Source organism: Ruegeria sp. BHSC029 (genome assembly GCF_059613085.1).
In genome coordinates this window covers 16,465-25,597 of record NZ_JBXWRU010000008.1, presented here as the reverse complement: position 1 = coordinate 25,597, position 9,133 = coordinate 16,465, and the positions used below count along the sequence as shown (strand labels likewise).

The window sequence follows — 9,133 nt, the reverse complement described above, 5'->3', positions numbered from 1 at the left end:
GAGTCAAGCAGGCTGACGGGTTCGGGGGCCAAGGCCGCTCAGATATCAGTGAAATCCCCGTGCCGCCCGGCCCCATCGCGGAACCGAGCCGCGCCGGATGTGCCCTCGCGGCGGATGGCGTCCAGCCCGTTGGCCCATTCGACCTTCAACGCCTCGTGCATCGGCATCCCCCGGGTTTCGATGATCGAGCGGCGGTCGGCGCGGACGGCCTCCTGCGGGAACCGGGCAATCTCTTGCGCCATCGCTTCAGCCGCCATTCGGGTTTCACCCTGCGGCACGATTTTCTCGGCAAGTCCGATCCGTTCGCACTCGTCAGCCTTGACCTTGCGCCCTGTCAGCGCGATCTCGAGCGCCTTGCCCTGCCCGACCAGCCGCGGCAGCCGCACCGAACCGCCATCCATCAGCGTGATCCCCCAGCGGCGGCAATAGACGCCCATATAGGCGTCCTCGGCCATCACCCGGATGTCGCACCACAGGGCCAGTTCCATGCCGCCGGCCACTGCGGCACCCTCGATTGCGCCGATGACCGGCTTTGACAGCTCCAGCCGCGATGGGCCCATCGGCCCCAGCAACGACGGCGCCGCGCCGATCGGAAAGGCGTGCTTGTCGAAATACGGCTCGCGCAGGTCCGGGTCAGACAGCGTGGCCGCCATCTTGAGATCCCAGCCCGCGCAGAAATTACCGCCTTTGCCCCAGAACACGGCGGCTTTGGCCGCGCTGTCCTCGAAGGCAATGAAGGCCTCGGCCAAGGCGGCTGCATGTTCGGCATCCACGGCGTTTCTGGCCTGGGACCGGTCGTGGATGATGGTCCACACATCGTCTGTCTTGTCGATGGAAACGGTCATCTGCGCTCCTCCCTGGCGGCATGTTACCTCAGGGAAACCCGGGCCCGCCTTGAGTGTCGCGCAAAACGCGACGGCACGGCCTGATCTGACCTTGCGTCACGACCCCTTGCGTTGACTGCGCAGTTTCGAAAAGTAGTCCAGACGCTTTTTCAACTCGCGCTCGAACCCGCGTTCGACCGGCTGGTACAGGACCGGGCGTTTCATGGTCTCGGGAAAGTAGTTCTGCCCCGAGAACCCGTCCTCGGCATCGTGGTCATAGGCATAGCCCGCGCCGTAGCCCTGATCCTTCATCAACCCGGTCGGCGCGTTCAGGATGTGTTTGGGCGGCGGCTCGCTGCCCGATTGCTTGGCCAAGCGCATCGCGGCCTTGTAGCCCACATAGGCCCCGTTGGATTTGGGCGCCAGCGCCAGATACACGACCGCCTGCGCCAGCGCCAACTCACCCTCGGGCGACCCGAGCCGCTCGTAAACTTCCCACGCATGCAGGCAGATCGACTGGGCCTGCGGATCGGCCAGGCCGATATCCTCGACCGCCATTCGGGTGATGCGGCGGGCCAAGTATCGCGGATCTTCGCCCCCAGTCAGCATCCGGGCGAACCAGTACAGCGCCGCATCCGGGTCGGACCCGCGCACCGATTTGTGCAGCGCCGAGATCAGATTGTAGTGTTCGTCCCCCGACTTGTCGTATTTCGCGGCGCGGCGCATCAGGCGCTTGGCCAGCGCGTCGGGGTCCAGCGGCGCGTCCACCGACCAGGCCGCGATCTGTTCGATCAGGTTCAACAGCGCCCGGCCGTCTCCATCCGCCATTTCCTGCAACGCGTCCCGCGCCGCGGGTGTCAGGGGCAACGCCTTGCCCAGCTCTTTTTCGGCACGCTGTGTCAGGCGTTCCAGATCGGCCAGATCCAGCCGTTCCAGCACCAGCACCTGCGCGCGGCTGAGCACGGCGGCGTTCAACTCGAACGAGGGGTTTTCGGTGGTCGCGCCCACCAGAAGGATCGTCCCGTCCTCCATATGCGGCAGGAACCCGTCTTGCTGGGCCTTGTTGAAGCGATGGATCTCGTCCACGAACAACAGCGTCCCCTTGCCGTTCCGCCGCCGCAACTTGGCGGCCTCGAACACCTTCTTGAGGTCAGGAACACCGGTGAAGATCGCGCTGATCTGTTCGAAATGCAGGTCGGTTTCCTTGGCCAGCAGTCGCGCGATGGTGGTTTTGCCCACCCCCGGTGGCCCCCAGAAGATCAGGCTGGACAGGCTGCCCGACGCCAGCATCACCCCCAGCGGCGCCTCGGGGCCCAGAACCTGTTGCTGCCCGATCACCTCGGACAGCGCCTGGGGCCGCAGGCGGTCGGCCAGCGGGCGGTTCGGGGCCGGTTCCGAGGCCTGGTCTTCGGTGTCGAACAGGTCACTCATGCCGTCATAGCCTGAACCGCAACGACACGGGTTTGCCGCCGCGCACCAGGTCGATCTGCACCCGCCGACCCGGATCGCGCAGCGCCCGAACGACGTCACGCGGGCGTTCAGCCTTTCGCCCGTTCACGGCATTGATGACATCGCCGGGCCGCAACCCGGCCCGCGCGCCATAGGGGCCGGGGTCGACCACGACCACACCGGTCTGCGACAGCAGCAGACCCATCTTGGCAATCATTGCCGGGTTGATGCGCGCAACCGTCATTCCCGGAAGAACCGTGCGATCGTCCAGAGTGGTTTCCTCGGCCGGAGGCGTCTCGGGCGCTGGCACCAGATCGACGGCGACCTCAGCACGTTCGCTGCCGCGGAGCCGGGTCAGAACGGATGTCCCACCAACACCCGCCACAGACATGCGGAACTTCATCTCAGCCGGAGAATTCACCTCCTCGCCATCCACATGGGTCACGATATCGCCAACCCGCAACCCGGCCTCGGCCAACGGGCTGAGCGGATGGAGGTCCGAGATCACAACTCCCTGCGGCAACGAAAGCCCAAGGGATTCGGCGATGTCGGCGCTCATGGTCTGTCCGGCCATACCTGCCCAAGGGCTGACGAAACCTTCGTTTCCTTCCTGGGCCTGCCGCAGAAACTCTGCGACCAGATTGGCCGGAATGGCGAAGCCAATCCCATTGGACCCACCCGACCGCGTCAGGATCGAGGTGTTGATGCCGATCAGGTCACCATTCACGTCGATCAGGGCGCCACCGGAATTGCCCGGGTTGATGGGCGCGTCTGTCTGGATGAAATAGCCCCGTGCATTGCCGGTGGCGGTGCCAGACCGCGCCAACCCCGAGATGATGCCAGACGACACGGTCTGCCCGACGCCGAACGGGTTGCCGATGGCCAGAGCCAGTTCCCCCACCTCGACATGGTCAGAATCCCGCAGACGCAGAAACGGCAGTCCTTGGGCATCCTGCAGGCGCAGGATGGCGATGTCGCTTTCCTCGTCGCCCAGAACGACCTCGGCCTGGAACTCGCGACGATCCGTGGTCACGACCCGGATCTCGGTCGCGGTCCCGACAACGTGATAGTTCGAGACGACATAGCCGTCCTCGGTCAGGATGACGCCCGACCCCAGCGAGTTTTGAACCCGCGGCCGCGGTGCACCGAACCCACCGCCGAAAAAGTCGCGAAAGAACGGATCCGTGAAAATCGGGCTGCTGCGCCCAGGCCGGACGATCTTGGCATAGATGTTCACCACCGCCGGGGCAGCCTTTTTGACCACCGGGGCAAAACCCATGGAAATCTCGACCTGTGACTGAGGAACCCGTGTCTCGGCACCGGCATGGGTGGCCAGTGTCATCAGGCATACGGCCAGGATCGTGCGTATCATGACAGCTCCGTTCATCATCCGCCGAAGATATGCGGAGGTCGGCACGCGAATGCAATAGAGCACGCGAAACCTTACCGCTGCCATGTCCGCCGCAAGCGTGGCGATCCATAAGAAAAAGCCCCTGACCGGGATATCCGGACAGGGGCCATGAAACGGCAATGCAGCCGGTTCTTATTCTTCGTCAACGTCCACTTCTTCAGCGGCGACGCGGGCCTTGTCGGCTGCGCCTTTGGCGTCGATGTCACGATCAACGAATTCGATGATCGCCATCGGAGCCATGTCGCCATAGCGGAAGCCAGCTTTCAGGATACGGACATAGCCGCCCTGACGGTCCTTGTAGCGCGGGCCCAGAACCTCGAACAGCTTGGCGACGTCCTTGTCTTCCTTCAGCTGAGCTGCGGCCTGACGGCGGGCGTGCAGGTCGCCGCGCTTGCCCAGGGTGATCAGTTTTTCAACGATCGGGCGCAGTTCTTTTGCCTTGGGCAGAGTCGTCTTGATCTGTTCGTGCTCGATCAGTGAGCCGGCCATGTTCGAGAACAGGGCCTTGCGGTGCTCATGAGTACGGTTCAGGCGGCGGTAACCACGTGCGTGACGCATTTTTCAATTCCTTCTTTCGCGTTTTGCTTTGTCTGGCCGGCGATGCGTGTCACCGGCTCTCCTTGGGGCGGAAATGCCCATACGGTCCCCGGCAGCGCGGGCATTGGCGAAGACCCGTTTAGAACGCGTCTTCGAATTTCTTGGCCAGATCTTCGATGTTGTCGGGCGGCCAATCCTCGACATCCATGCCGAGGTGCAGACCCATGCCGGACAACACTTCCTTGATCTCGTTCAGCGACTTGCGGCCGAAGTTCGGGGTGCGCAGCATCTCGGCTTCGGTCTTCTGGATCAGGTCGCCGATGTAGACGATGTTGTCGTTCTTCAGGCAGTTTGCCGAACGGACCGACAGTTCCAGCTCGTCCACTTTCTTCAGCAGCAGCGGGTTGAACTCCAGACCATCGTCCTCGTCCTGGCGACCGGCCGATTCCGGCTCGTCGAAGTTGACGAAGATCGACAGCTGATCCTGCAGGATGCGGGCGGCGAAGGCCAGCGCGTCCTCGGGCGTGATCGAGCCGTCGGTCTCGATCTTCATGGTCAGCTTGTCATAGTCCAGAACCTGGCCTTCACGGGTCGGCTGAACGTCATAGGCGACTTTCTTGACCGGCGAGTAGATCGCGTCGATCGGGATCAGGCCGATGGGTGCATCTTCGGGCTTGTTCTTCTCGGCCGAGACATAGCCTTTGCCGGTGTTGACGGTCAGTTCCATGAACAGCTCGGCGCCATCGTCCAGGTGGCAGATGACGTGATCACGGTTCAGAACCTCGATGCCGGCGCTTTCGCTGATATCACCGGCGGTGACAACTGCGGGGCCTTTGGCATTGATCGACAGGCGCTTGGGCCCTTCGACTTCCATGCGCAGAGCGACCTGCTTGAGGTTCAGGATGATGTCGGTGACGTCTTCACGAACGCCTGCCACCGAGCTGAACTCGTGCAGGACGTTGTCGATTTGGACGCTGGTGATGGCCGCGCCTTGCAGCGAGCTCATCAGAACACGGCGCAGCGCGTTGCCCAGGGTCAGACCAAAGCCACGCTCAAGCGGCTCCGCAACCAGGGTTGCCTGCCGCGCGGGATCGTTGCCCGGCTTGCCTTCCAGTTGGGTCGGCTTGATCAATTCTGCCCAATTCTTGTGGATCATGTAATCCCTCCATTCCTGTCTGCGCCCCATGACCAATCAGGTGCAGACGCCCGAGGTTTCAAAACGGCGAACCGGGGCCGTGTAAAAACACGGCCCCAGCCTGGTAATTCGATCGGTTAGACGCGGCGGCGCTTCGGCGGGCGGCAGCCATTGTGGGCGATCGGGGTCACATCGCGGATCGACGTGATGTTGAAGCCCACGGCAGCCAGCGCACGCAGAGCCGATTCACGACCCGAACCGGGGCCTTGAACTTCGACTTCCAGCGTCTTGACGCCATGTTCCTGCGCCTTCTTGCCTGCGTCTTCCGCAGCCATCTGAGCGGCGTAGGGGGTCGATTTCCGCGATCCCTTGAAGCCCATGGTACCGGCCGACGACCACGAAATGGCGTTGCCCTGCACGTCCGAGATCAGGATCTTGGTGTTGTTGAAGGTCGAATTCACATGGGCGACGCCCGATGCGATGTTCTTACGCTCTTTGCGCTTAACGCGAGTCTTGTCACGTGCCATCAGTCAGACCCTCCCTTATTTCTTCTTACCAGCAATGGCCTTTGCGGGGCCTTTGCGGGTACGAGCGTTGGTGTGGGTACGCTGACCGCGAACCGGCAGGTTGCGGCGGTGACGCAGACCGCGATAGCAGCCCAGGTCCATCAGACGCTTGATGTTCATCTGAACTTCGCGACGCAGGTCACCTTCGACGGTGAAGTTGGCGTCGATGTATTCGCGGATGGCCAGAACTTCGGCATCCGACAGTTCATTGACGCGACGGGTCGTGTCGATGCCAACGGCTTCGCAGATCGCTTTGGCCGAGGTGTTGCCGATACCGGTGATATATGTGAGGGCGATTGGTACCCGCTTTGCAGTCGGGATGTTTACGCCGGCAATACGTGCCACGTGTCACTTTCCTTTCGTTGCGGTTCCGTAGTTCCAGAACCTTTTTTCACAACGCCTAACCGTGGCAGTGTGGCCAGAGGGTTCAGCATTATTCGAGGTGGTCTATACATGCGGAACGAATCCCGCGTGCGCGATTGATTCCCCAAAGGGATGGGGGTCGATATGGGCTTTTGGGCTTGGCGTCAAGCCCTTTGCAAGCTTAACCCAATATGGCTGCGATCGAGGCCCGGACTTCCTTGATGTCCGCCAGCCCGTTCACCGGTCGAAGATCGCCCTTGGCATAGTAATAGCCAATCAACGGCGAGGTCTTCTTGTAATACTCCATAAGCCGGGTCCGGAGGCTTTCCTCGTTGTCGTCGGCACGACGGACGAAATCGTTTTCCTTGCCGCAATTAGTACATTTACCATCGGCCGGGATCGGTTTGGTCTTGTCATTGTAGACCTCGCCGCAACCGCCACAGGTCGACCGGGCAGTGATCCGATCAACCAAGGCCTCGTCATCCACGCGCATTTCGATCACGGTGTGCAGCGACTGGCCCAGCTTGGTCAGAAGGGCCGACAAGGCGTCAGCCTGGGCCAGGGTGCGCGGGAAGCCGTCGAAGATGAAGCCAGCGCCCTTTTCGGTGGTCAGTTTCTCTTCGATCAGGCCAATCACGATCTCGTCGGTGACAAGCTTGCCCGCGTCCATGATCGCGGCCACCTTCTTGCCCATCTCGGTTCCCGAGCTGCGGGCCTCGCGCAGCATGTCACCGGTGCTGAGCTGAATCATGCCCCGCGTTTCAACCAGGTGACGTGCTTGCGTACCCTTGCCTGCCCCCGGGGGGCCCAGAAGAATGATATTCATCGACGAGCGGGTCCCTTCCTGCCGCGTTTCTTGCCTTTACCGCGCAACTGAGACTTTTCGATCAGCCCTTCGTATTGATGCGCCAGCAGGTGGCTCTGAACCTGTTGGATCGTGTCCATGGTCACAGAGACGATGATCAGAACCGAGGTGCCGCCGAAATAGAATGGAATGGCGAACTGGCCGCGCAGAATTTCAGGAAGCAGGCAGACCGCCGCAAGATAGGCCGAACCCAGCACCAGCACGCGGTTGACGACGTATTCCAGATATTCGGCGGTCTTTTTGCCAGGGCGAATGCCGGGCACAAAGCCGTTCTGTTTTTTCAGGTTGTCCGCCACGTCATCCGGTTTGAACGACACGTTGAACGTGTAGAAGTAGGCAAAGAACACGATCATCGACGCAAAGAACAGCAGATAAAGCGGCTGTCCCGGTCCGAAATTGGCCAGCAGCCACGACATGATCGGTCCGTTTGCAGCGCCCGACGAAAAGGTCGAGATCGTGACCGGCAGCAACAGCAGCGAACTGGCGAAGATCGCCGGAATCACGCCCGCCGGGTTGACCTTGACCGGCAGGTGGCTCGAACCGCCTTCATAGACTTTCATGCCGACATTGCGGCGCGGGTACTGGATGTGGATCTTGCGCAGCGCGCGTTCCATGAACACCACGAAGGTGATAACGGCGATCACCATCACGATCACGCCGACGATCACGGCCGGGCTGATCGCGCCCGAACGGCCCGAGGCAAGGAACTGGGCCAGCGCGGCCGGAACCTCGGCGATGATGCCGACGAAAATGATCAGCGAGATGCCGTTGCCGATGCCGCGCGCGGTGATCTGTTCACCCAGCCACATCAGGAACATGGTGCCACCGACCAGAGTGATCATCGTGGACAGGCGGAAATACAGACCCGGATCGGTAGCCAAATCGCCCGATTCCAGCGAAACCGCCAAGCCATAGGCCTGAACGGTGGCCAGCGCGACGGTTCCGAAACGGGTGTACTGGTTGATCTTCTTGCGGCCCTGCTCGCCCTCTTTCTTGAGCTGTTCGAGCGCGGGCACCATCGAGGTCAGCAGCTGTACGATGATCGATGCCGAGATATAGGGCATGATGCCGAGGGCAAAGATACCCATCCGCCCAAGCGCCCCGCCGGTGAACATCGAAACCATCCCACCGATGCCCTGCCCCGCTTGTTCCATGAACTCGCGCAGCGCCTGACCGTCGATCCCCGGCACCGGAATGAAGGTGCCCAGACGATAGACGATCAGCAAACCCAGCGTGAACAGGATGCGGTTGCGCAGATCGGTGGCCTTGCCCAGAGCAGCCCAGCTTGTGTTGGCTGCCATTTGTTCTGCTGCTGATACCATAAATCGGTCTCTCTTATGAAAACGCCGCCCGGAACCGTTTTCCGGCTCGGGCGGCGTCTTGGAAAACTCTGAGGTCTATGTAAGCGGGTCGGCGCCCGCTCACAAGCGCTTACTCTGCCGCAGCGGCTTTTGTGACCTTCAGTGAACCGCCCGCTTTTTCCACGGCTTCGATCGCCGCTTTCGAGGCGCCGGTCACTTCCAGGTTCAGCTTGGCGCTGATTTCGCCTTTGGCCAGAACGCGGATACCGTCCAGCTTGCGGCGCACCAGACCCGAGGCGACCAATGCGTCCTCGGTGATGGCCGATTTAACGTCCAGTTTGCCGGCGTCGACGAATTTCTGGATCAGGCCCAGGTTGATGACGGCAAATTCCTTGCGGTTCGGCTTGTTGAAGCCGCGCTTGGGCAGGCGCTGATACAGCGGCATCTGGCCGCCTTCGTAGCCGTTGATGGCCACACCCGAACGAGATTTCTGGCCTTTGATACCGCGGCCACCCATTTTACCCTTGCCAGAGCCGGGACCACGGCCAACGCGGGTGCGTTTCTTGACGGCGCCGGGATTGTCGCGCAATTCGTGCAGTTTCATGTCGCTTCTCCTAAGCCGGATATGACCCCGAAGCGTGATGGGCCAAACACGGCATTTCTTGGTTTTGATTCTCGTGGC

10 protein-coding genes are annotated in these 9,133 nt (G+C 61.6%); all 10 read right to left on the bottom strand.

Features of this window, described 5'->3' with window-relative positions; all coding sequences use genetic code 11:
- Positions 1 to 38: 38 nt before the first annotated feature.
- The 10 genes from AC2FML_RS18020 to rplO all read right to left on the bottom strand — a co-directional run bounded on the left by AC2FML_RS18020 (position 39) and on the right by rplO (position 9,055).
- Entirely contained in the window at positions 39 to 845 is an 807-nt protein-coding gene (locus tag AC2FML_RS18020) for a crotonase/enoyl-CoA hydratase family protein (RefSeq protein WP_496784002.1), read from the bottom strand.
- Between the two features lie 96 nt (positions 846 to 941).
- Positions 942 to 2,255, bottom strand: a complete 1,314-nt coding sequence (locus tag AC2FML_RS18015) for a replication-associated recombination protein A (protein WP_496784001.1) — start codon at positions 2,253 to 2,255, stop codon at positions 942 to 944.
- A 4-nt stretch (positions 2,256 to 2,259) separates the two neighbouring features.
- Positions 2,260 to 3,645 (bottom strand): trypsin-like peptidase domain-containing protein, encoded by a 1,386-nt coding sequence (locus AC2FML_RS18010; RefSeq protein ID WP_170368008.1) that lies wholly within the window; start codon positions 3,643 to 3,645, stop codon positions 2,260 to 2,262.
- Between the two features lie 171 nt (positions 3,646 to 3,816).
- A complete protein-coding gene (rplQ, locus tag AC2FML_RS18005; RefSeq protein WP_093965383.1) occupies positions 3,817 to 4,242 on the bottom strand; it encodes a 50S ribosomal protein L17 in 426 nt (141 codons plus the stop codon).
- 118 nt (positions 4,243 to 4,360) lie between these two features.
- Positions 4,361 to 5,377 (bottom strand): DNA-directed RNA polymerase subunit alpha, encoded by a 1,017-nt coding sequence (locus tag AC2FML_RS18000; RefSeq protein ID WP_170342951.1) that lies wholly within the window; start codon positions 5,375 to 5,377, stop codon positions 4,361 to 4,363.
- Between the two features lie 116 nt (positions 5,378 to 5,493).
- Positions 5,494 to 5,883: a 30S ribosomal protein S11 gene (gene rpsK, locus AC2FML_RS17995; RefSeq protein ID WP_008757289.1), complete on the bottom strand. Its 390-nt coding sequence runs from the start codon at positions 5,881 to 5,883 to the stop codon at positions 5,494 to 5,496.
- A 15-nt stretch (positions 5,884 to 5,898) separates the two neighbouring features.
- Positions 5,899 to 6,267: a 30S ribosomal protein S13 gene (gene rpsM / locus AC2FML_RS17990; protein WP_093965378.1), complete on the bottom strand. Its 369-nt coding sequence runs from the start codon at positions 6,265 to 6,267 to the stop codon at positions 5,899 to 5,901.
- Between the two features lie 199 nt (positions 6,268 to 6,466).
- The gene (locus AC2FML_RS17985; RefSeq protein WP_170343464.1) at positions 6,467 to 7,111 is read right to left on the bottom strand and encodes an adenylate kinase; all 645 of its coding nucleotides are present in this window, start codon (positions 7,109 to 7,111) and stop codon (positions 6,467 to 6,469) included.
- Positions 7,108 to 8,472: a preprotein translocase subunit SecY gene (gene secY / locus AC2FML_RS17980; protein ID WP_093965375.1), complete on the bottom strand. Its 1,365-nt coding sequence runs from the start codon at positions 8,470 to 8,472 to the stop codon at positions 7,108 to 7,110. The genes AC2FML_RS17985 and secY overlap by 4 nt, the downstream gene beginning before the upstream one ends.
- Positions 8,473 to 8,581: 109 nt before the next feature.
- Positions 8,582 to 9,055 (bottom strand): 50S ribosomal protein L15, encoded by a 474-nt coding sequence (gene rplO, locus AC2FML_RS17975; RefSeq protein ID WP_170342955.1) that lies wholly within the window; start codon positions 9,053 to 9,055, stop codon positions 8,582 to 8,584.
- Between the last annotated feature and the right edge of the window lie 78 nt (positions 9,056 to 9,133).

What these genes read in the sequence shown, in the direction of transcription:
- AC2FML_RS18020 (WP_496784002.1), bottom strand. Translation starts at nt 845, where the DNA reads ATGACCGTTTCCATCGACAAGACAGACGATGTGTGGACCATCATCCAC.
- AC2FML_RS18015 (WP_496784001.1), bottom strand. Translation starts at nt 2,255, where the DNA reads ATGAGTGACCTGTTCGACACCGAAGACCAGGCCTCGGAACCGGCCCCG.
- AC2FML_RS18010 (WP_170368008.1), bottom strand. Translation starts at nt 3,645, where the DNA reads ATGATACGCACGATCCTGGCCGTATGCCTGATGACACTGGCCACCCAT.
- rplQ (WP_093965383.1), bottom strand. Translation starts at nt 4,242, where the DNA reads ATGCGTCACGCACGTGGTTACCGCCGCCTGAACCGTACTCATGAGCAC.
- AC2FML_RS18000 (WP_170342951.1), bottom strand. Translation starts at nt 5,377, where the DNA reads ATGATCCACAAGAATTGGGCAGAATTGATCAAGCCGACCCAACTGGAA.
- rpsK (WP_008757289.1), bottom strand. Translation starts at nt 5,883, where the DNA reads ATGGCACGTGACAAGACTCGCGTTAAGCGCAAAGAGCGTAAGAACATC.
- AC2FML_RS17985 (WP_170343464.1), bottom strand. Translation starts at nt 7,111, where the DNA reads ATGAATATCATTCTTCTGGGCCCCCCGGGGGCAGGCAAGGGTACGCAA.
- secY (WP_093965375.1), bottom strand. Translation starts at nt 8,472, where the DNA reads ATGGTATCAGCAGCAGAACAAATGGCAGCCAACACAAGCTGGGCTGCT.
- rplO (WP_170342955.1), bottom strand. Translation starts at nt 9,055, where the DNA reads ATGAAACTGCACGAATTGCGCGACAATCCCGGCGCCGTCAAGAAACGC.